Annotated in this window: 17 protein-coding genes, 9 tRNA genes and 1 rRNA gene (1 of these 27 only partly in view); 25 read left to right on the top strand and 2 right to left on the bottom strand. The window is 52.9% G+C overall.

The genetic code is table 11. The annotated features are described in order from the left end of the window. From CBE73_RS13440 to CBE73_RS13365, 16 genes are all read left to right on the top strand, one after another. Window positions 1-2,580 (top strand): 23S ribosomal RNA (locus CBE73_RS13440); it begins 364 nt to the left of the window's first position. A 67-nt stretch (window positions 2,581-2,647) separates the two neighbouring features. Next, a tRNA-Ser gene (locus CBE73_RS13435) sits at window positions 2,648-2,739 on the top strand. Between the two features lie 31 nt (window positions 2,740-2,770). Further along, window positions 2,771-2,847 (top strand) — tRNA-Met (locus CBE73_RS13430). An 18-nt stretch (window positions 2,848-2,865) separates the two neighbouring features. Further along, a tRNA-Val gene (locus CBE73_RS13425) sits at window positions 2,866-2,941 on the top strand. 5 nt (window positions 2,942-2,946) lie between these two features. Further along, a tRNA-Thr gene (locus tag CBE73_RS13420) sits at window positions 2,947-3,022 on the top strand. A 13-nt stretch (window positions 3,023-3,035) separates the two neighbouring features. Beyond that, window positions 3,036-3,112, top strand: a tRNA-Asp gene (locus CBE73_RS13415). 78 nt (window positions 3,113-3,190) lie between these two features. Beyond that, window positions 3,191-3,266 (top strand) — tRNA-Phe (locus CBE73_RS13410). Between the two features lie 17 nt (window positions 3,267-3,283). Next, window positions 3,284-3,359: transfer RNA gene (locus CBE73_RS13405), tRNA-Thr, on the top strand. An 8-nt stretch (window positions 3,360-3,367) separates the two neighbouring features. Continuing rightward, window positions 3,368-3,453 (top strand) — tRNA-Tyr (locus CBE73_RS13400). A gap of 7 nt (window positions 3,454-3,460) precedes the next feature. Further along, a tRNA-Lys gene (locus CBE73_RS13395) sits at window positions 3,461-3,533 on the top strand. A 341-nt stretch (window positions 3,534-3,874) separates the two neighbouring features. Further along, window positions 3,875-4,975, top strand: coding sequence for a PucR family transcriptional regulator (locus CBE73_RS13390; RefSeq protein WP_094094633.1), 1,101 nt, complete (start codon window positions 3,875-3,877; stop codon window positions 4,973-4,975). 123 nt (window positions 4,976-5,098) lie between these two features. Then, a complete protein-coding gene (locus CBE73_RS13385) occupies window positions 5,099-6,220 on the top strand; it encodes an ABC transporter ATP-binding protein (RefSeq protein ID WP_094094632.1) in 1,122 nt (373 codons plus the stop codon). 199 nt (window positions 6,221-6,419) lie between these two features. Next, on the top strand, window positions 6,420-7,361 hold the full coding sequence (gene hprK, locus CBE73_RS13380) for an HPr(Ser) kinase/phosphatase (RefSeq protein WP_094094631.1): 942 nt from the start codon (window positions 6,420-6,422) through the stop codon (window positions 7,359-7,361). 12 nt (window positions 7,362-7,373) lie between these two features. Beyond that, entirely contained in the window at window positions 7,374-8,435 is a 1,062-nt protein-coding gene (gene lgt / locus CBE73_RS13375; RefSeq protein ID WP_094094630.1) for a prolipoprotein diacylglyceryl transferase, read from the top strand. A 14-nt stretch (window positions 8,436-8,449) separates the two neighbouring features. After that, window positions 8,450-9,106, top strand: a complete 657-nt coding sequence (gene ppaX / locus CBE73_RS13370) for a pyrophosphatase PpaX (RefSeq protein ID WP_094094629.1) — start codon at window positions 8,450-8,452, stop codon at window positions 9,104-9,106. Then, the gene (locus CBE73_RS13365) at window positions 9,106-9,594 is read left to right on the top strand and encodes an acyltransferase (protein WP_094094628.1); all 489 of its coding nucleotides are present in this window, start codon (window positions 9,106-9,108) and stop codon (window positions 9,592-9,594) included. The genes ppaX and CBE73_RS13365 overlap by 1 nt, the downstream gene beginning before the upstream one ends. Before the next feature lie 77 nt (window positions 9,595-9,671). Here the strand turns inward: CBE73_RS13365 and CBE73_RS13360 are convergent, their stop codons facing one another. Both CBE73_RS13360 and CBE73_RS13355 read right to left on the bottom strand, forming a co-directional pair. Beyond that, window positions 9,672-11,093 (bottom strand): DUF4179 domain-containing protein, encoded by a 1,422-nt coding sequence (locus tag CBE73_RS13360; protein ID WP_157739561.1) that lies wholly within the window; start codon window positions 11,091-11,093, stop codon window positions 9,672-9,674. Window positions 11,094-11,130: 37 nt separating this feature from the next. Then, window positions 11,131-11,661, bottom strand: a complete 531-nt coding sequence (locus CBE73_RS13355) for an RNA polymerase sigma factor (RefSeq protein ID WP_094094626.1) — start codon at window positions 11,659-11,661, stop codon at window positions 11,131-11,133. 229 nt (window positions 11,662-11,890) lie between these two features. Here CBE73_RS13355 and CBE73_RS13350 point away from each other — a divergent pair, with 229 nt between their 5' ends. From CBE73_RS13350 to hisI, 9 genes are all read left to right on the top strand, one after another. Then, window positions 11,891-13,099, top strand: coding sequence for an acyltransferase (locus CBE73_RS13350; RefSeq protein WP_229752847.1), 1,209 nt, complete (start codon window positions 11,891-11,893; stop codon window positions 13,097-13,099). A gap of 372 nt (window positions 13,100-13,471) precedes the next feature. Further along, window positions 13,472-14,698, top strand: a complete 1,227-nt coding sequence (locus CBE73_RS13345; protein WP_094094624.1) for an ATP phosphoribosyltransferase regulatory subunit — start codon at window positions 13,472-13,474, stop codon at window positions 14,696-14,698. 132 nt (window positions 14,699-14,830) lie between these two features. Further along, window positions 14,831-15,478: an ATP phosphoribosyltransferase gene (gene hisG / locus CBE73_RS13340; protein ID WP_094094623.1), complete on the top strand. Its 648-nt coding sequence runs from the start codon at window positions 14,831-14,833 to the stop codon at window positions 15,476-15,478. A 110-nt stretch (window positions 15,479-15,588) separates the two neighbouring features. Beyond that, on the top strand, window positions 15,589-16,890 hold the full coding sequence (hisD, locus tag CBE73_RS13335; RefSeq protein ID WP_094094622.1) for a histidinol dehydrogenase: 1,302 nt from the start codon (window positions 15,589-15,591) through the stop codon (window positions 16,888-16,890). Further along, on the top strand, window positions 16,890-17,519 hold the full coding sequence (gene hisB, locus CBE73_RS13330; protein WP_280523007.1) for an imidazoleglycerol-phosphate dehydratase HisB: 630 nt from the start codon (window positions 16,890-16,892) through the stop codon (window positions 17,517-17,519). Before hisD ends, hisB begins: the two co-directional genes overlap by 1 nt. 2 nt (window positions 17,520-17,521) lie before the next feature. Then, window positions 17,522-18,142, top strand: coding sequence for an imidazole glycerol phosphate synthase subunit HisH (gene hisH / locus CBE73_RS13325; RefSeq protein ID WP_094094621.1), 621 nt, complete (start codon window positions 17,522-17,524; stop codon window positions 18,140-18,142). Window positions 18,143-18,292: 150 nt separating this feature from the next. After that, on the top strand, window positions 18,293-19,033 hold the full coding sequence (gene hisA, locus CBE73_RS13320; protein ID WP_094094620.1) for a 1-(5-phosphoribosyl)-5-[(5-phosphoribosylamino)methylideneamino]imidazole-4-carboxamide isomerase: 741 nt from the start codon (window positions 18,293-18,295) through the stop codon (window positions 19,031-19,033). 100 nt (window positions 19,034-19,133) lie between these two features. Further along, a complete protein-coding gene (gene hisF, locus CBE73_RS13315; RefSeq protein WP_094096309.1) occupies window positions 19,134-19,892 on the top strand; it encodes an imidazole glycerol phosphate synthase subunit HisF in 759 nt (252 codons plus the stop codon). Next, window positions 19,889-20,683 carry a phosphoribosyl-AMP cyclohydrolase gene (hisI, locus tag CBE73_RS13310; protein ID WP_094094619.1) on the top strand — a complete coding sequence of 265 codons (795 nt, stop codon included), beginning with the start codon at window positions 19,889-19,891 and terminating at the stop codon, window positions 20,681-20,683. Before hisF ends, hisI begins: the two co-directional genes overlap by 4 nt. The last annotated feature ends 63 nt before the right edge of the window (window positions 20,684-20,746 follow it).

Genomic DNA, 20,746 nt, shown 5'->3' with positions numbered 1-20,746 from the left:
TAAAAGAGGTAAAAGCCCTGTAACCGAAAGTCTATTCCCTCCGAGACGGATCCCGAGTAGGGCGGGGCACGTGAAACCCCGTATGAATCTGCCAGGACCATCAGGTAAGGCTAAATACTCCCTAGGGACCGATAGTGAAGCAGTACCGTGAGGGAACGGTGAAAAGCACCCCGGCAGGGGAGTGAAAGAGATCCTGAAACCGTGTGCTTACAAGAACTCAGAGCCCTATGATGAAACTGCGTTTCATCCCGGGTGATGGCGTGCCTTTTGTAGAATGAACCGGCGAGTTACGTTCCCGTGCAAGGTTAAGGTGAGAAGCCGTAGCCGCAGCGAAAGCGAGTCTGAATAGGGCGAATAAGTACGTGGGCGTAGACCCGAAACCGTGTGATCTACCCCTGTCCAGGGTGAAGGTGCGGTAACACGCACTGGAGGCCCGAACCCACGAACGTTGAAAAGTTCGGGGATGAGGTGGGGGTAGCGGAGACATTCCAATCGAACTCGGAGATAGCTGGTTCTCCCCGAAATAGCTTTAGGGCTAGCCTCGGTGGTACAGTCGTGGAGGTAGAGCACTGATTGGGTGCGGGGCCCGCAAGGGTTACCAAGCTCAGTCAAACTCCGAATGCCATAGACTGATTAACCGGGAGTCAGACAGTGAGTGCTAAGATCCAGTGTCAAAAGGGAAACAGCCCAGACCATCAGCTAAGGTCCCCAAGCGTGTGTTAAGTGGGAAAGGATGTGGAGTTGCCCAGACAACCAGGATGTTGGCTTAGAAGCAGCCACCATTTAAAGAGTGCGTAATAGCTCACTGGTCGAGTGACTCTGCGCCGAAAATGTAACGGGGCTAAACACACCACCGAAGCTATGGCTTGATGCTTGCATCAGGGGTAGGGGAGCGTTGTGTATGCGTTGAAGGTGTACCGTAAGGAGCGCTGGAGAGTACACAAGTGAGAATGCCGGTATGAGTAACGAAAAGATCAGTGAGAATCTGATCCGCCGAAAGCCTAAGGGTTCCTGAGGAAGGTTCGTCCGCTCCGGGTAAGTCGGGACCTAAGGCGATGTCGACAGGGGTAGTCGAAGGGCAGCAGGTGGAAATTCCTGTACCACCGTAAACCGTTATGAGCGATGGGGTGACGCAGCAGGGTAGTGACGCGGACTGATGGATGTCCGTCCAAGCAGTGAGAGGGTAGCATAGGCAAATCCGTGCTACATAACCTTGGGCTGTGATGGGGAGCGAAAATTGCAGTAGCGAAGGTCATGATCTCACACTGCCAAGAAAAGCCTCTAGCCAGGTGAAGGTGCCCGTACCGTAAACCGACACAGGTAGGCGAGAAGAGAATTCTAAGGCGCGCGGAAGAACTCTCGTTAAGGAACTCGGCAAAATGACCCCGTAACTTCGGGAGAAGGGGTGCCTCGGTAGGGTGAATAGCCCGAGGGGGCCGCAGTGAAAAGGCCCAAGCGACTGTTTAGAAAAAACACAGGTCGGTGCGAAGCCGTAAGGCGAAGTATACGGGCTGACGCCTGCCCGGTGCTGGAAGGTTAAGGGGAGTGGTTAGGGGTAACCCGAAGCTATGAACTGAAGCCCCAGTAAACGGCGGCCGTAACTATAACGGTCCTAAGGTAGCGAAATTCCTTGTCAGGTAAATTCTGACCCGCACGAATGGCGTAACGACTTGGGCGCTGTCTCAACGGCCGATCCGATGAAATTGTAATACCTGTGAAGATGCAGGTTACCCGCGACAAGACGGAAAGACCCCCTGGAGCTTTACTGCAGCTTGATATTGGACTTTGATACGATTTGTACAGGATAGGTGGGAGCCTAGGAAGAGGGAGCGCCAGCTTCCTTGGAGGCGCCGTTGGGATACCACCCTGATCGTATCGGAGTTCTAACCTGGTGCCCTGATCGGGCATGGGGACAGTGTCAGGTGGGCAGTTTGACTGGGGCGGTCGCCTCCTAAAGAGTAACGGAGGCGCCCCAAGGTTCCCTCAGAATGGTTGGAAATCATTCGAAGAGTGCAAAGGCAAAAGGGAGCTTGACTGCGAGACTGACAAGTCGAGCAGGGACGAAAGTCGGGCTTAGTGATCCGGTGGTACCGCATGGAAGGGCCATCGCTCAACGGATAAAAGCTACCCTGGGGATAACAGGCTTATCTCCGCCAAGAGTCCACATCGACGGGGAGGTTTGGCACCTCGATGTCGGCTCATCGCATCCTGGGGCTGCAGTAGGTCCCAAGGGTTGGGCTGTTCGCCCATTAAAGCGGTACGCGAGCTGGGTTCAGAACGTCGTGAGACAGTTCGGTCCCTATCTGTCGTGGGCGTAGGAAATTTGAGAGGAGCTGTCCTTAGTACGAGAGGACCGGGATGGACGCACCGCTGGTGCACCAGTTGTTCCGCCAGGAGCACAGCTGGGTAGCTAAGTGCGGAAGGGATAAGCGCTGAAAGCATCTAAGCGTGAAGCCTCCCTCACGATGAGATTTCCCAATTTAGTAAGACCCCTTGAAGACGACGAGGTAGATAGGCTGGGGGTGGAAGTGCAGCAATGCATGGAGCTGACCAGTACTAATCGGTCGAGGGCTTATCCAAATAGATCTAATCGCAATTGATTGTTTCGTATCCAGTTTTCAAGGATCAATCTTGAATGCTGACTTTTGGAGAGATACCCAAGTGGCTATAAGGGGACCCTCTGCTAAGGGGTTAGACTGCGTAAGTGGTGCGAGGGTTCGAATCCCTCTCTCTCCGCCATTGTACAAGCATTCAGATGGTTCATTAATATGGCGGTGTAGCTCAGCTGGCTAGAGCGTACGGTTCATACCCGTGAGGTCGGGGGTTCGATCCCCTCCGCCGCTACCAATTTTAATATTTGTATATGGAGGCTTAGCTCAGCTGGGAGAGCATCTGCCTTACAAGCAGAGGGTCGGGGGTTCGATCCCCTCAGCCTCCACCATATACGCCGGTGTAGCTCAACTGGTAGAGCAACTGACTTGTAATCAGTAGGTTGGGGGTTCAAGTCCTCTCGCCGGCACCAGAAATAATATTGCGGAACCGTGGTGTAGAGGCCTAACATGCCTGCCTGTCACGCAGGAGACCGCGGGTTCGAATCCCGTCGGTTCCGCCATTATTATGAATTGTATAGTTCCACAGTGAAGTGGGAAGGATACAAACTCCACCACTTTATTTTTTTGACCAAATCCGTGGCTCGGTAGCTCAGTCGGTAGAGCAGAGGACTGAAAATCCTCGTGTCGGCGGTTCGATTCCGTCCCGAGCCACCATTTCTAAAACTGAATATGCCGTTGTAGCTCAACTGGTAGAGCAACTGACTTGTAATCAGTAGGTTGGGGGTTCAAGTCCTCTCGACGGCACCATTTATTGTGGAGGCTTAGCGAAGTGGCCAAACGCATCAGACTGTAAATCTGCTCCCTTACGGGTTCGGTGGTTCGAATCCATCAGCCTCCACCAGTTTTAAGAGCCATTAGCTCAGTTGGTAGAGCACCTGACTTTTAATCAGGGTGTCGAAGGTTCGAGTCCTTCATGGCTCATCCGCTGTACAAAAGACCGTTAACTATATGTTAACGGTCTTTTGTTATTTTCCGATAATGCCGGTAAGTGGCTGGTGTATGGAACAGAATAGCAGACGTACTCTATCTTGGAACTCTTTAATGAAGCTTCAGTTCGGTTCGTTCCTATGGTTTTGTATTAAAAGCATGACCGAAATAGGAAGCTGGCATATCCATGTGATACAATCGATTTAAGGTTTAAGGTTTAAGGTTTAAGGTTTAAGGTTTAAGGTTTAAGGTTTAAGGTTTAAGCTAGCTCTAGTATTTAAGTCGAAGACTAAACGCAACTTAGATTAATGATTCAGGCTGGGAGAGATTCCGATATGAACATGATTGATTTAAGACACAGAATTGAACAGATCATCGACGCTCCTCTAATCGAAAACTCAATCCCCTTGCACAAATGGTTGGAGCTTGGAGGAAATGAAAGCCGGCAGATTGGGGTTCCTCTGGTGATAGATGGAGTGCGCTGCTGGCCGTGGGCTTTCAGTGAAGAGTATGTAAACGTATGGGAGATTGAGCCGGTGAGTCTTCAGGACTCGGAAAGTCAGCTGATTGAATTGCTTCTGCAGACGGCAGCTAATCAGATCCGCCCGTCACAGGGTGATAAAGATAATGAGGAAGCGGCTGTACTGGAACTTGGTGCCTGGCTTCGCGCCCAGTTAAAAGAAGAAATTCCTCAGCAAATGATTCCGGAGCGGTTTGTTTTGAAAAAGCGGTTATCCGAATCCAGTGTTCCGTTTCTGTTAAGCAGTGAGAGCCGGACGAAACCACATATGCAGTATCAGAAGCTGAACAAGCTGCTGAAAAGTTATTTTGGTTCGGATTTGCTTCTCATTCCGGTCGAAGAACAGGAGTGGCTGATTCTGGTTGGTGAAAGCCAGCTTGAGGACCTGCGTCAAGTCAGCGAAGAAAGCCGTGAGGCGGAACGTGCGATGTTGGACGATCTTGGGCAGGGGGTTTATGAGCTGATTGCCAATGAGTGGGTCGGCAACTTTCATATCTCCGTGGCCCAGCCGGTTATACCTGAACAGAGTCTGGTGGAAGTCACCGAACTGCTCCGCGAGACCTTGATTCTGGGAAAAATATTTCATGTATCTGAGCAGATCCATCTGCCATGGACTTTTCATCTGGAACGTCTGGTTTACAGCATTCCAGATAAGCAACGCAAGCAGTTTATGGCCCGTACGGACATTGCGATGGGGATCTTTAACGATCCGGAGACGCTGTCGACGCTCGAAACTTTTTTCCAATTGGATTGTAATGTAAGTGAGACGGCTAAGCGGCTTTATATTCACCGAAACACACTTTTATACCGGATGGACAAGATCAAACAGGAGACTGGATTGGACGTTCGGAGCTTTAAGGACGCCGTTTTGGTGAAGCTTACGCTATTATTGTATAAAGTCACGAAAAGAAAATAGGTTTTTTGTGCAGTTTGTGTATGGCAGGCAGGTGCTGAATCGGTTAATATAAAAGTGTGAAATGTATACGATTTCAAAATTTATTTTATCATACTTCAAATTAATTTTTAGGGGGAAATGACGATGGCTGGTGTACGTTTAGAGCACATTTATAAGAAATATGCAGGTTCCGACAAAGCAACGGTTAAAGACGTCAATCTTGATATTGCCGATAAGGAGTTTTTGGTACTGGTTGGTCCTTCCGGTTGCGGTAAATCCACAACCCTGCGTATGATCGCTGGTTTGGAAGAAATCAGTGAAGGTAAATTGTATATCGGTGACCGTGTCGTGAACGACGTAGCTCCTAAAGACCGTGACATCGCGATGGTATTCCAATCCTACGCCTTGTACCCTCACATGAACGTATATCAAAACATGGCATTTGGTCTGAAACTTCGCAAAACGAAAAAAGAAGAAATCGACCAACGTGTACGCGAAGCTGCAAAAATCCTCGATATCGAGCATTTGCTGGATCGCAAACCAAAAGCTCTCTCCGGTGGTCAACGTCAACGTGTGGCCTTGGGCCGCGCGATCGTGCGTAACCCGCAAGTGTTCCTGATGGACGAACCTTTGTCCAACTTGGATGCTAAACTTCGTGGTCAAATGCGCGCCGAGATCACTAAACTGGTTAAACGTTTGGAAACTACTTGTATCTATGTAACGCATGACCAGATCGAAGCCATGACAATGGGCGATCGCATCGTCGTTATGAAAGACGGTATCATCCAGCAGGCGGCTTCACCTGAAGAGCTTTACAACCAGCCAACGAACATTTTCGTTGCAGGTTTCATCGGTTCCCCTACAATGAACTTTGTTAGCGGTACTTTGACTGAGCAAGGAGGCACTACTACCTTCACGGCTCCAGGCCTGAAGCTGGAAGTTCCTCAAGGTAAAGCCGGCATCCTGAAACAAGGCGGCTATATTGGTAAAGAAGTGATCCTGGGCGTTCGTCCTGAGGACATTCATGAAGAGCCTGTATTCATGGAAGCTTCTCCAAACACTGTATTCACAGGCCGTGTAGACGTTACTGAGAACCTGGGTCACGAAATGCTGCTTTACCTGAGCGGCGCTGGCAATGACACGATCATTGCACGCGTGGACGGACGTTCCACTACTCGTGAAGGTGAAAATGTGAAACTCGCAATCGACATGAACAAAGTTCATATCTTCGATAAAGACACTGAATTGAACATTTTCTTCAGCTAATAATAAGTTGTCTTGAGTTCAAGTTCAGCTGAACGATAAGAAAAGCCGCCCTTCGGGGCGGTTTTTTAACATTATAGGGTTGGAATGAAAATTGGAAGCGTTACAGCATGTAATTGATTTAGACTTCATTTTCCATTAGGATGGGAGAAGGAATGTGTAGAAGTACGCCCGAGTAGTTGGGGGATAAAGGAGAGCAGTCATGGCTAAAAAGGTAAAAGTATCGGAGCTAGTCAACCAGTTTGGGCTTGAGGTTATTTCCGGAGAGCAAGGCCTGAAACGGACCATTACCGTGGATGACTTGTATCGCCCCGGTCTGGAATTAGCGGGTTATTTCGAATATCATCCGCTTGAGCGGGTGCAAATTTTGGGTAGAACCGAGCTTCACTTCATAGGTATGCTACCAGCGGACGAGCGCAAAGAGCGGATCGAACGTTTATGCCAAGGCGAAGAGACCCCATGCATTATCGTGACGCGTGGTCTTGAGGTGCCAGAGGAGCTTATCCAAGCGAGTACTGAAAAGCAGCTGCCTGTGCTGCGAAGCACGATGGCCACAACGATTCTGTCCAGCCGTATTACCGGCTTCCTGGAGAGAAAGCTTGCCCCGACAGCGACGATTCACGGCGTTCTGGTGGACGTGTACGGCGTAGGTATGCTGATCACTGGCAGCAGCGGTATCGGGAAAAGTGAAACCGCGCTTGAGCTCGTCAAACGCGGACACCGGCTGATTGCCGATGATGCGGTTGAAATCCGTCAGACGTCGGATAACCAGCTTCACGGTACCGCTCCGGAGCTGATCCGCCACCTGCTGGAAATTCGCGGGGTAGGCATTATCAATGTCATGACCTTGTTTGGCGCAGGCGCAATTCGCAACAATAAGCGGATTACGCTGGTTGTCCGTCTGGAGGCTTGGCAGCAGGAGAAGCAGTACGACCGTCTTGGGCTGGATGAGGAAACGACGCGGATTATTGATACGGATGTTCCGCTCGTCACGATTCCGGTTCGTCCGGGCCGGAACTTGGCTGTTATTATCGAAGTGGCGGCGATGAACTACCGCCTGAAGCGGATGGGCTACAACGCTGCGCTTCAATTTACGGCTAAACTGACGGAAACCATTGCGGAAGATATCGATGATTTGGATTAGGAGTGTGAACAAGTGAAGACTTTGCTGCTTAACCCGATCGCTTTCTCGATCGGCTCATTGGAAGTACACTGGTATGGTCTGATTATCGGCTTCGGAGCCCTGCTTGGGCTCCTTATGGCCATTTACGAAGGCCGGCGTTTTGGCATTCCGCAGGATTTCTTTATGGACTTGCTGCTGTTCGGCGTTCCTTCAGCTATTATTGCGGCGCGGATTTATTTTGTGGCGTTTATGTGGGATGACTACAAAAATAACTTCTGGGATATCTTCAAAATCTGGAACGGCGGTATTGCGATTTACGGAGCTTTGATCGGCGCGATTATTTGCGCTATTTTCTACGTCCGTTATAAAGGCTACAATTTCTGGAGAATCGTCGACATTTGTGCGCCTTCCCTGATCGTCGGCCAAATGATTGGCCGCTGGGGGAACTTTGTGAATCAGGAGGCCTATGGCGGGCCGACAACGGAAACTTTTTTACGGGATCATCTGCATCTTCCGGCCTTTATTGTGAATCAAATGAATGTAAATGGTGTATATCATCATCCGACCTTCTTGTATGAGTCGCTTTGGAATTTGGTAGGTCTGATTATTCTGCTTGTGCTTCGCAGACAGAAGTTTATGCGGGCAGGGGAAATGTTCTTCAGCTATTTCATTTGGTATTCGATCGGTCGTTTCTTTATCGAAGGACTTCGTACGGACAGCCTGGCGTTCCAAGGCTCCGATGCTTTGGCGGCCTTTGTTAACGGCTTGTGGAAGCCAATGGAATGGTTTGGATTTGAGCACGGCGCTCTTGATCCGATGTACGGGAATGTCCGGATCTCGCAGCTGCTGGCGATTCTGTTTGTCGTAATTGCGGTGGTGCTCATCGTTTGGAGACGGAATATGAAGCCGCAGCCTGCACGTTATTCGGATCCGATTGTTTCAACGAAACAGACGAAGCAGGATGCTTTTGTCGCAGAAGCTTCCGCTCCGCGCACAGAAACAGCTCCAGTCTCTGCTGCACCGGCTGCAGCCGGTAGTGAAGCATCATCCTCTGAGGTTGAGGGGACGACAGAGACAGAGCGTAAAGAGGATTAGAATAGGAGTAGGATATGAGTAAAATAGAAACTATACTGTTCGATCTAGATGGAACTATTGTGAATACCAACGAATTAATCATCAAATGCTTCCAGCATGTGATGGAGAAGCAGGGCCAGCCGGGCTACGGCCGCGAGAAAATCATTCCTTTCATGGGGCAAACACTGGAGCAGCAGCTTGAGGCTTTTACAGGAATGACAGATGTAGAGCTGCTGGTCAAAGATTACCGGGCTTACCAGGCGATCCACCATGATGCGCTGATTCAGGAATTCCCCCATGTGGACGAGGTGATGGCCAAGCTGCATGAGCAGGGCTATACGCTCGGTGTGGTAACAACCAAGGTCAAGGCTTCCACGGACCGTGTGCTGGAGATGTTCGGGATGAAAAAATACCTGTCCACGATCGTCACGCTCGAAGACGTGGAGTTTCCGAAACCGGACCCGCAGCCTGTGCTTACGGCTGTGGAGCGGCTGGGAGCCAATCCGGCGACTACGCTGATGGTTGGCGACAGCCCGGCCGACATTCAGTCGGCGCTGGCAGCCGGCGTTAAGGCTGCCGGAGTAGCCTGGTCGCTGAAAGGCAAAGAAAAACTGCTGGAATACGGACCGCATTACATGCTGGACGATATGCGGGATCTATATCAACTTGTGGGAATGGAGTCCGAGGCCTAGTGAGGAAGCTGGAGCGTCATCCGGTAGAAGGGCCCAATGCGTTGTGGCAGCTCTACCGGACCGTCAGTCCATGGAAAGGCATTCGAAATTTCATATTCATTCAATTTGCCCGGTATTGTCCGATTCTTCCGCTGAAGAACTGGATTTACCGGCATGTGCTGGGCATGCGGGTCGGCAAGCAGACGGCGTTTGGGCTGATGGTGATGGTGGATGTGTTTTTCCCCGAGAAAATCACCATCGGTGACAACAGCGTTATCGGCTATAACACGACTATTCTGGCGCATGAGTACCTGATCAAGGAATACCGGCTCGGCGAGGTACGAATAGGCAGCGAAGTGATGATAGGCGCCAACTCAACCATCCTGGCCGGGGTGACGATCGGCGACGGGGCTGTAGTGGCTGCGGGGTCGGTCGTACATACGGACGTAGCGCCCGGGGCGTTTGTGGGCGGGAATCCGCTGCAGGTGATCAAGGCAGGGAAAAGCTGACGCCGTGAAGTCGTGCGGCAGACTAAAATGAAAACAGGAGCACAGCAAGGTTCAAAACCTTGTGGTGCTCCTGTTTTTTATTTTGCCGTCTCTTCTTTACCTGTAACGGTAATGGGGCTTTCAATAATTGCTCCTTGATAAAACGGTACTGTAAAAGTTAAAGGCTGGTTATACTTGCGATCTTCCAGTCCGACCGTTACTTGGTTGGCGGTCCCATCCGCTGAAATCGAGGTTTTGGACGGCGTTTTGAAGGTGAATTCGTTACCTTTTGTATCCGTGAAGGTGCTATTTAAATCGAAGCTCTGTTTCATATAGTTCTCGCCGCCATTGGCGGAGGGTTTCAAGGAAAGACTCAAGAGAAGCTGCCCGTCCTGCTTTGTGATACCCTCGAATTTTAAGCGGTCATCAGGGGCATGAATGATTTGTCCCGTGTCCGTATTAACAGTAATCTGCTGACTTAGTAAAGTAGACCTTTCAATTCCATTTGCCATCAAAGTGATTGTAGAGGTGTCCTTCTCGTAAATCCCGCCTTCAAAGGGCAGGACGATCTTATTCGGCTCGTTCCTCATTTTTAAATAAGGGAGATTGAGGAAGGCGTATAGATGCACTAAATTATTCCCGGTGCCAATCGTCAATTTTGGTTGATACAGATCTTCTATGGGTTGAAGCGATTTGGAGAAATCAACAACAATCCAGGTATGGAGCGGGCCCATAAGTGCATCTTTAATCGTAATAGTGTCCCCTGCCACCTTCACAGATTGGTTGATGGGAATTGTTTTTTCAACGGCAGCCTTATCTAATTCAGGGTTAATTGAAAATGAGAATTCCATAAGCGCCTGATCTTCCTCTGGCAAAGCCTCGTTTCCCCAATAACCGCTGAAAGCGAGAGTACCTGGAGTTAGATCCGTTGTGGAATCTGCATTAAAAAATTCAAATCTACCGAAGGTAACGGATGCTTTTTTGGGGTCGGACTCAAAATAAGGATTGTCGTATCCAACAGATCCAGTTTCTGAGCCAAAGTTAAGTTGGGTAGACCTTATCAGCTTAATGGGGGCGTTGCCTTCTAAGTTCTCTGCCGTATAAAAGACAATAACAACCTTGCTGTCCGCCAAAACCCCATCCACCGTAACCCTGTACCCGTTCTTCTCCTGCGTTTGATTGATCGGCTGATACAGGCCATGCTCCAGCGCTTTCTTCCAATCCTTATGCGAGTCAATCTGCTTCATCGCATAATCCGGCGGCTGTGCGGCAGGGTTTAAAGAAGCGGCGGGGCCTGATACGCCTTTCTGGGCAGCGTTCCCACCCGGGTTTTGGTTGGGGGCGAGGATGAGCAGAGCGGCGAGGCTGGTCAGCAGGACGGCGGCCAGTGCGCCGTAACCGATCCGCGTACGACAAGCTGAAATACCGCGTCTGGAGCGCGTGCGGCGGGCTTGCTCCAGACCCAGGCGGACGGCCCGGTCCAGCTTGTATTCCTCGATCTGCTGTTCGTTAGCCCGCATTTCCTCATAGTGTCTGGCTATAACATGCTGCTCTCGATTATCGGTCATAACGTTCACCTCCGTTGGTTAATTGGCGGCGGAGCTGTTTCAGCCCCTGGTGAAGCCAGGTCTTGATCGTCCCTTCCGGTTTGTCCAGCACATCCGCGACTTCCGGCACGGTCATGTCCTGATAGTATCTGAGCATCAGGGCATGCCGGTATTTAGGCTTCATGCCGCTTAAGGCCTGAAGCAGGTCCACTTTTCGGACGTCCATCATTTCCGCGGCAGCGGCCGCTTCGGCATGGATGAAATGAACGGGCGCCTGGTTCTTGCGCCGCTTCAATTCATCCATGCAGCAGTTGATGGTAATCCGGATAAGCCACGGGAGGAACAGGGCGGGATTTTTAAGCTTTCCACAGTTGACCCAGGCCCGGCAGACGGCTTCCTGCAGCACCTCTAAAGCATCATTTTCGTTCCCTACATAGCTGTAGGCAATTCCGTATAATCTGCGCCTGTACAGAGTCATTAGCCGGTTAAAGGCCTCTTCGTCCCCTGAACACGCGGCGGCAGCCCACTCGTTGTCCTGCACGTTTTGTATGTCCCCCTCTCTTTAGCAATCCTTCAAACCTGTGAATCTGAAAATCTAATTCTATAAATAAGACTGGAAGGGAAGGCAAATCGTTTTAAATCATGTAAAATAGTTACATAAACGAAGCTATTTTCTTCATTTTGTTAATCAAAAAGCCTCAAACCACCTAAATTCGCCCGCAAAGCTGCCGCTTGTATTGAACCCATCCCAAAGATTGGAGTAGATGCTTGTGAAGGACCCAGCGAAAAAAGAAAGGCTTCCCGAGCTCGATCTCTTTCGTGCTTTTGCCATCCTCGGTGTGATTCATGTTCATGCCACCTCTTATGCTGCAGGCGGACAAGCCGCCAACTCTCCCTACTATTACTGGTTTAACCTGGTCAATATCTTCTTTAAATTCGGAACCCCATGCTTTATCTTTCTAAGCAGTTTTGTTTTGTTCTACAACTATTTGGGCAGACCTGCCGGTAAAGAGCTGATCGCCCGCTTCTACAAGAAAAGACTCCTGTATATCATCGTCCCTTATGCGGCAGCTTCGATTTGCTATTACGTTGTGGTGCATATGTACAGCGGGGCGCAGAGCTTTTTTAATCCGAATGTCCATTTTAGCTCTCACCTTGTTTGGCTTGTCCAGGATCTGGCTTCCGGGACAGCGTACACCCATCTTTATTTCGTGTTTATCAACTTACAGTTCTATCTGATGTTTCCTTTGTTCCTGCTGCTGTTTCAAAAATTCCCGCGTCTGATCGCCTGGGCGCTCCCGGCCGGCTTCCTGATCCAGTGGGGATTCGCCCTGTGGAATAAATATGACCTGCAGTTAATGAACAAAGCCAGCTATGCGCCGACCTATATGTCTTACTATCTGCTGGGGGCATTTCTAGCGTATTACTTTGATTACATCAAAGAATGGCTCACCCGTGCCTTTCGGCAGCAAACCGCGCGTCAAAAAGGACTTACCGCCGCTTTATGGATCGGTTGTCTTACCGCCGCCCTCATTCATGTTCAGCTTTATCATAATGGCCGTGCTTACGGAAAATGGGTCAATTCCTTGTGGTATGAGGGACTCTGGAATATACATACGTTTCTATCGGCTTTTGTCCTGCTGCAGGCTTCGTTCTGGGTTTACCGCAAGGCGTCCTCGGCCATACTTTCGTTTCTGGCCAGGCTTGGCGCCCTTTCGTTTGCGATCTATTTGCTGCACCCGATCTTCCTGCTGATCTACAGGAGATTTCGTTATACGCTGGATCCGGTATCGATGCCCTATCTGATCTGGGTTTGGGCGGGGGTTCCGGTCAGTCTGTTCCTGGCTTGGGGAGTTGCGGCCTTTACATTCCGATGGATCCCTGGAGCACCTTTCCTGCTTGGAAGCCGGCCTGGCGGGGGAGCGCGGAAGACCCGGCTTGAGCTTGCGGAGCAGCAAGGGAAGTCGGCGGCGGTTTGAGCCATTTTGCGAAACGGATTGACTATTTGTACTAGGCAGGGGCTTCTAGGGGCTTCTAATCGACTTCTGGTGGACCTCAAATGGGCTCTGGGGCGCCCCGAGGAAAAGAGTGGACCATCAGTGATCGATATGACAGCCTGTCCATCTGGAGTGAACAAAACCCCTTCCGGGGAATTGACGGTTAATACCTGACATGATAGGATATACAGTATCCTTTACTTTGTTAACACTTTACCATAGTAAAGATTATGTGGACGAATAATTGAATGGCAGAAAGAACAAGTCTAACTACGAAAAACGCGGGGCAGGAGCCCTATTGAATTGAAATAGAGATTTTACCGATTAGCATAACAAGGATGAGGTGACGGAAGGATGAGCAAGCCGAAAAATTTTGAGAAACCGGCCGGTGTGCGCGATTATTTGCCTTTGGCCGTTTCCAGGCTGCGCAGAATTGAACGCCAGGTGCTGGACTGCATGAACCGCTGGGGGTACCAGCAAATTATGACTCCTACGCTGGAATATTACGATACGGTTGGGGTGGCCAGCTCAACTTCCGACCAGAAGCTGTATAAGCTGCTGAATAACCGCGGACAGGCGCTGGTCCTGCGTTCAGAAATGACGGCGCCGGTGGCGCGGGTGGTATCTTCGCTGCTCAAAGATGAGCCGCTGCCGCTTCGTTTGTCCTATCACGCGAACGTGTTCCGGGCCATTTCGGAGGAGGCGGGACGCGATGCAGAGTTCTACCAAACCGGCGTCGAGCTTGTCGGGGAAGACTCGCCGGATGCCGATGCCGAGGTTCTGGCTCTGGCGATTGCCTCACTGCAGGCGGCTGGAGTCAAATCGTTTAAGATCGCGATGGGCCATGTCGGTTTCCTGAACGGTCTGCTCGAAGAGGTCCTCCCGGGCCGGAAGGAAGATCAGGAAGAATTGAAAGGCTACCTGCTCGGCCGGGATCATGTTGGATTCCGAGAAGCTGTCCGCAAGATGCAGCTGACTCCGGCACAGAAAGAAGGCATGAGCGGGCTGCTGCGCCTGCGCGGCGGGATGGAGATCTGTCAGCAGGCTCTGGAGCTAAGCGGGCATGAACTGGCCAAACGGTCGCTGAACCATCTGTGCAAAATCTGGGAAGTGCTTGATGCCTATGGCGTCTCCGAGCATGTCCTGATCGATCTGACGATGATCGGGGATTTCACTTATTATACGGGAATGACTTTCGAGGGCTATGCGGCGGATCTGGGATTCCCGGTCTGCAGCGGCGGCCGTTATGATAATTTGCTCAACGGTTTTGGACGTTCAGTGCCGGCCACCGGCTTCTCGCTCAAAACAAACCGGATTCTTGACCTCGTTGGCGGTCTGGATCAGGAGCATGGGGAACTGCCGATTCTGATCCAATACGACTGCGAGCACCGCAAAGAGGGACTTGCAGAAGCCCGGCGCCTTCGCAGCGAAGGCAAGTCGGTTGTTACCCGGCTGCTAGAGGGAGGGTCTGGTCTCCGGGAGACAGACCGTAGGGAAGCGGCAGGTGCCTGGACCAGTCCGGATGCGAATCGCTACCAGACAGTCCATACCTTTGCTTCTCTGGTGAGTGAACGAGGTTAAACAACGTGGCGGCGGCCTAATAGGCCGTATGATCAGAGGTTGTATGCTGAGAGCCGTATGATGGTCTTGAGGAAATAGAAATGGTTGAACCGATGATATATAACAGCAAGTTGTTGAATGGAGGAACTCGATGTGTCTGAACGGTTAAGAGTAGCGATGCCAAAAGGACGGATCTATAACAAAGCTGCGGAGCTGCTTCGCGCAGCGGGCTTGCCGGTACCGCCGGAAGGCGAGGAAGGCAGGAAGCTGGTTATTCCGATTCCGGAAGCAAACATGGAATTTATTCTTGCCAAGCCGGTAGATGTGCCGACTTATGTAGAGTATGGCGCAGTGGATATCGGCATCGTTGGCAAAGATGTGCTGATGGAAGAAGGCCGCGATGTATATGAGCTGCTCGATCTTGGTATCGCGCGCTGCCGCATGTCGGTGATCGGCCTGCCGGGCTGGCAGCCGGGCATTCAGCAGCGGGTAGCAACGAAATATCCGAACGTAGCCTCCCAATATTTCCGTGAGCAGGGACAGCAGGTTGAGGTGATCAAGCTGAACGGTTCGATCGAGCTGGCTCCGCTGATCGGTCTGGCCGACCGGATTGTCGACATGGTCGAAACCGGGCAGACACTGCGGGAGAACGGGCTGGTGGAGCAAAGCCAAATTTTTGAGATTACAAGCCGTTTAGTGGCTAACAGGGTCAGCTATCGGTTGAAAAATAAAGAAATTCAAACGCTCTGCGATGCGCTGTATCAGGTGATCGGGTCGCCAGCCGGGCTGCAGAAGTCTTAAAGAGCCACAAGCTTCAAGCAAGCAGGAGACCAAGGAATCAAGATAGGCAATCAGGGCAGGTAAACAGGGGAGTTAGTTCCAGCTTTGGGAGCGTATAAGGGGGAGAACATATGAAAATCTTATCCAGCGCTGAGTTCAAGCTTCAGCGGGAGGTTGAATACGGGTCGCCGCAGCAGAATGAAGCGGTGAAGGAAATCGTGCAGCAGGTTAAAAAGGAAGGCGATGCCGCGCTGCTTCGCTTCACGGAACAGCATGACCGGACCCGGCTGGAAGCCGGCCAGCTCCGGGTTACGCAAGCCGAGCTGAAGGCTGCGTATGCTCAGGTGGAGCCCTCCTTCGTCAAGTCGATCAAGGCGTCGGCGGAGAACATCCGCGCCTTCCATCAGAGACAGAAACGGAATTCCTGGATGGATCTTCAGCCGGACGGCAGCCTGCTTGGCCAGATTATCCGGCCGCTGAAGCGGGTCGGCGTTTATGTCCCGGGCGGCAAAGCCGCTTATCCGTCTTCCGTGCTGATGAACGTTATCCCTGCGCAGGTGGCTGGCGTACCGGAGATCGTTATGGTCACTCCTCCGGCAACCGGCGGCAAGGAAGGCGTTGACCCTTACATTCTAGTGGCTGCGGCCGAAGCCGGTGTACACGAAATTTACCGGGTCGGCGGCGCCCAGGCGATTGCCGCTTTGGCTTATGGCACGGAGACGATCGCTCCGGTCGATAAAATCTGCGGACCGGGCAACATTTACGTCGCGCTGGCCAAACGCGAGGTTTACGGCGTGGTCGATATCGACAGCATCGCCGGGCCAAGCGAAATCGCCGTGCTGGCTGATGAGCATGCCAATCCGGCTTACGTGGCCGCGGATCTGCTGTCGCAGGCGGAGCACGACGAGATGGCTTCGGCGATTCTGGTGACGCCTTCGCGCGAATTCGCGGAGCGCTGCGCGGCCGAGGTGGAGCGCCAGCTGGCGGAGCTGCCGCGCAGGGACATTGCCGGCGCATCGATTCGCGACTATGGCGCGATCCTGCTGGTCGATTCCCTTGAAGAAGGGATCCGGACCATTAACCGGCTTGCGCCTGAGCATTTTGAGCTGCTGGTTGAGAATCCGATGAACTACCTCGGGCTAATCGAGAATGCGGGCGCTATTTTCCTCGGTCCGTACAGCTCGGAGCCGGTTGGGGATTATTTTGCAGGACCCAACCATATCATTCCGACGAACGGAACGGCGCGGTTCTCGTCGCCGGTGGACGTGGACGATTTTATCAAGAAATCGAGCTTGATTTATTATAGTAAGGAAGCGCTGCTCAGCGCGGCGGACGACATTATGGAGCTGGCCCGGAAGGAAGGGCTGGAAGGGCATGCCCGGGCGATCGAAATCCGGGTGAAAGCAGAAGGAGAGGGAAACGAGTCATGCTGATGGAGATGTATGGAGCAAACGGAGCTGGCGAAGCAAAGGACAACACAAGAACAGCTGGTGTCAGCCGCAAAACGAATGAAACGGATATTCAGCTGAAGTTTGGCGTGGATGGAACAGGGCAGGCGGCGATTGAAACGGACGTGCCGTTCCTGAACCATATGCTGGACTTGTTCACGAAACACGGCCAGTTCGATTTGACCGTTAAAGCCAAAGGCGACGTGGACATCGACGACCACCACACGGTCGAAGATATCGGCATCTGCCTGGGACAAACCCTGCGTGAAGCCTTGGGCGATAAAAAAGGCATCAAACGTTACGCAAGCGTGTTTGTGCCGATGGATGAAGCGCTGGCACAGGTCGTGATTGACGTCAGCAATCGTCCGCATTTTGAATACCGCGCTTCTTATCCTTCTGCACGGGTAGGCACGTTTGATACGGAGCTGGTGCATGAGTTTCTGTGGAAGCTGGCGCTGGAAGCCCGGATCACGCTTCATGTGATCGTACATTATGGTCAGAATACGCACCATATGATCGAAGCGGTGTTTAAGGCTTTGGGCCGCGCTTTGGATGAAGCGACTTCGATCGATCCGCGCGTAACGGGGGTTCCATCGACGAAAGGGGTGCTGTAAGCATGGCCATTGCAATCGTCGATTACGGCCTCGGCAACCTGCACAGCGTTAGCAAGGCGATCGAGCGCCTGGGCGGCGAAGGCGTGGTAACCGCCGACCCTGAGGTGATTCTGGGCGCGGACGGCGTGCTGCTGCCGGGCGTCGGCGCTTTCGGGGACGCGATGGAGCATTTGCGATCGAGCGGACTGGACGCTGTGACGAGGCAGGCTGCAGAGAGCGGGACACCGCTGCTCGGCATTTGCCTCGGCATGCAGCTGCTCTTCAACGAAGGAGAAGAGCACGGCACGCACGCCGGCCTCGGGCTGCTGCCCGGCCGGGTGGTGCGGTTTGAAGGCGGCACGCTGAAGGTGCCGCACATGGGCTGGAACCGGCTGGAGTTCCGGCAGCCGGAAAGCCCGCTGCTCCGCGGCCTCGCGGAAGGGCACGTGTACTTCGTGCACTCCTATCACGCGCTGGCGGAGCGGCCCGGTGACCTGATCGCGGTCACCGATTACGGGCGCCCCGTGACCGCAATCGTCGGTCACGGCAACGTGTTCGGGATGCAGTTCCATCCCGAGAAGAGCGGGCAACTGGGCATGCAGCTGCTGGACAATTTCCTGCGTCTGGCGGCGGGGAACCAATAAGCCGTCCGGCGGCGCACACCAATGGATCGCCAATGGACCGCTGCTGGATAGCTGCTTGGTCGCTGCCAGCTTGCTGCTTGGAAGAGGAGTTCTGCGCCTTTAATCAAGTTTTATATAGAAATAAGCTTCTTCATAGAAAGGACGAGGAGAATGTCTTCATTTACGATATACCCGGCGATTGACATCCGGGGCGGAAAATGCGTCAGGCTGGTTCAGGGGGATTATGGGCAGGAGACGGTCTATCATGACAGCCCGGTGGAGGCTGCGCGCGTCTGGGAGCAGCAGGGCGGATCTTTTATACACCTGGTCGATCTGGACGGTGCCAAAGCCGGTCATCCGGTGAACCATGAAATTATCGGCGAAATTGCCCGCGGGGTAAAGGTTCCTGTTCAGGTCGGCGGAGGCCTGCGGACGCTCGCGGACGTGGAGCTGCTGTTCGGACTCGGCGTCAGTCGGGTAATTCTGGGAACGGCTGCGATTGAGGACCGGGCATTTACGGAAGAAGTCCTGTCCAAATACGGCAGCAAAGTTGCGATCGGCCTGGATGCGCGTAATGGTTTGGTGGCCACGCGCGGCTGGCTGGAAACGACGGAAGTAAAGGCGGAGGAGCTGGCCAAGGAGCTGGCGGCGAAAGGCGCAGAGACGTTTATTTTCACGGATATCTCCCGCGATGGCATGATGCAGGGGCCAAATACGGAAGCCATCGTGGCACTGGCCCGGGCGACCGGCAAAACGGTAATTGCTTCGGGCGGCGTAACCTCGCAACAGGATCTGGAGCGGCTGGCGGCTTACGCCGACCAGGGCGTCGGTGGCGCCATTGTGGGCAAGGCGCTTTACACCGGCAGCATTGAGCTGGAGAAGGCGATTGAGGCGGTTAAGGCAGCCCAATAGTCCGGATCAGGACAATTCTGCAGGGTAAGTAAATCTCAGGGGAAGCATGGCGTACCGATTTTTCAAATACAGAGAAGATCAAAAGAAAGGGGAGAGCGGCATGCTGGCAAAACGGATTGTGCCTTGCCTGGACGTCAAAGACGGCCGTGTGGTCAAAGGCGTAAATTTCGTCAATCTGCGTGATGCCGGAGACCCGGTGGAGCTTGCGGCTTTGTATGACCACGAGGGGGCGGATGAGCTGGTTTTTCTGGACATCTCCGCGTCGGCGGAAGGCCGGGCTACCATGGTGGATGTAGTCAGACGGACTGCCGGGGAAATTTCCATCCCGTTTACGGTGGGCGGGGGTATTTCGCAGGTGGACGATATGAAGCGGATTTTGCGGGCGGGTGCCGATAAGATCGGCATCAACACGGCGGCGGTGCTGAATCCGCAGCTGATCTCGGACGGAGCCCAAAGGTTTGGTTCCCAGTGCATCGTGGTAGCGGTGGACGCCAAATACAACGAGGAATGGGGAACCTGGGAGGTGTACACGCACGGCGGCCGGAAAGCCGCCGGCATCAAGGCGCTAGACTGGCTGAAGGAAGCGCAGGAGCGCGGGGCCGGCGAGATTCTGCTGACCAGCATGGACGCGGACGGCACGAAGGACGGCTTTGATCTGCCGCTGACCCGGGCGGCCTCCGATCTGCTCAGTATCCCGATCATTGCATCCGGCGGCGCTGGCCGGCAGGAGCATTTCTATGACGTGTTTGCCGAAGGCCGTGCGGATGCGGCGCTTGCGGCAACGATTTTTCACTATAAAGAACTGGGCATTCCGGAATTGAAACAGGACTTGAAGAGCAAAGGGGTAGAAATACGATGAGTACGCTTGAGCAGCTGGAACAAAAGATTAAATGGGACGGTCAAGGCCTGGTAGCGGCCATCGTGCAGGATGCCTCCACGCTTGAGGTGCTGACCCTGGCTTATATGAACCGCGAGTCATTGGGCAAAACGCTGGAAACGGGCGAAACCTGGTTCTGGAGCCGTTCCCGGCAGGAGCTTTGGCACAAAGGAGCCACGTCGGGCAACACCCAGCAGGTGGTGCAGCTGAAATACGACTGCGACGGAGATGCTGTTCTCGTGCTGGTGAACCGGAAAGGCCCGGCCTGCCATACGGGGGCAGAAAGCTGCTTCTTCGAGGTGGCGTTGGACCGTACGGCTGATTTTCAGAACAGCAGCAACGGAAGCAACGCGAGCAGTGACAGCGGTAGTAGCAGTGGCAGTGGCGCCAGCCTGAATTCCGCTTCCACAGCGCCGCTGGCGCCAGTGGCTGACGAAAACGCCGCCTCCTCAGGCGTACCAGCAGGCGAGTTGGCCCGCTTTGCGGTGCTGAATGAGCTTGAGCGCGTGATCGCCCAGCGGGATATCGAACGTCCGGAAGGCACCTACACGACTTACCTGTTCGAGAAAGGCCTGGATAAAATCCTCAAAAAGGTCGGTGAGGAAACGGCCGAATCGATCATCGCTGCGAAGAACTGGGACAATGACGAGCTTCGCATGGAGGTCAGCGATCTGATCTATCACCTGCTGGTGCTGCTGAGAGAACGCCGGCTTCCGCTGGACGATGTACTGGGCGAGCTGGCGCTGCGTCACGAAAGACCACGCAGAGACTAATAGGATTAGAGTTAAACCGGAGGGCGTCTTCATGGACGCCCTTTAACATATTGGAGCAAGGAG

This window comes from Paenibacillus physcomitrellae (assembly GCF_002240225.1).
GTDB lineage: Bacteria > Bacillota > Bacilli > Paenibacillales > Paenibacillaceae > Fontibacillus > Fontibacillus physcomitrellae.
The sequence above is the reverse complement of the archived record's forward strand: the minus strand, read 5'-3'. Positions and strand labels throughout refer to the sequence as shown.

What these genes read in the sequence shown, in the direction of transcription:
- CBE73_RS13390 (WP_094094633.1), top strand. Translation starts at nt 3,875, where the DNA reads ATGAACATGATTGATTTAAGACACAGAATTGAACAGATCATCGACGCT.
- CBE73_RS13385 (WP_094094632.1), top strand. Translation starts at nt 5,099, where the DNA reads ATGGCTGGTGTACGTTTAGAGCACATTTATAAGAAATATGCAGGTTCC.
- hprK (WP_094094631.1), top strand. Translation starts at nt 6,420, where the DNA reads ATGGCTAAAAAGGTAAAAGTATCGGAGCTAGTCAACCAGTTTGGGCTT.
- ppaX (WP_094094629.1), top strand. Translation starts at nt 8,450, where the DNA reads ATGAGTAAAATAGAAACTATACTGTTCGATCTAGATGGAACTATTGTG.
- CBE73_RS13360 (WP_157739561.1), bottom strand. Translation starts at nt 11,093, where the DNA reads ATGCGGGCTAACGAACAGCAGATCGAGGAATACAAGCTGGACCGGGCC.
- CBE73_RS13345 (WP_094094624.1), top strand. Translation starts at nt 13,472, where the DNA reads ATGAGCAAGCCGAAAAATTTTGAGAAACCGGCCGGTGTGCGCGATTAT.
- hisD (WP_094094622.1), top strand. Translation starts at nt 15,589, where the DNA reads ATGAAAATCTTATCCAGCGCTGAGTTCAAGCTTCAGCGGGAGGTTGAA.
- hisB (WP_280523007.1), top strand. Translation starts at nt 16,890, where the DNA reads ATGGAGATGTATGGAGCAAACGGAGCTGGCGAAGCAAAGGACAACACA.
- hisH (WP_094094621.1), top strand. Translation starts at nt 17,522, where the DNA reads ATGGCCATTGCAATCGTCGATTACGGCCTCGGCAACCTGCACAGCGTT.
- hisA (WP_094094620.1), top strand. Translation starts at nt 18,293, where the DNA reads ATGTCTTCATTTACGATATACCCGGCGATTGACATCCGGGGCGGAAAA.
- hisF (WP_094096309.1), top strand. Translation starts at nt 19,134, where the DNA reads ATGCTGGCAAAACGGATTGTGCCTTGCCTGGACGTCAAAGACGGCCGT.
- hisI (WP_094094619.1), top strand. Translation starts at nt 19,889, where the DNA reads ATGAGTACGCTTGAGCAGCTGGAACAAAAGATTAAATGGGACGGTCAA.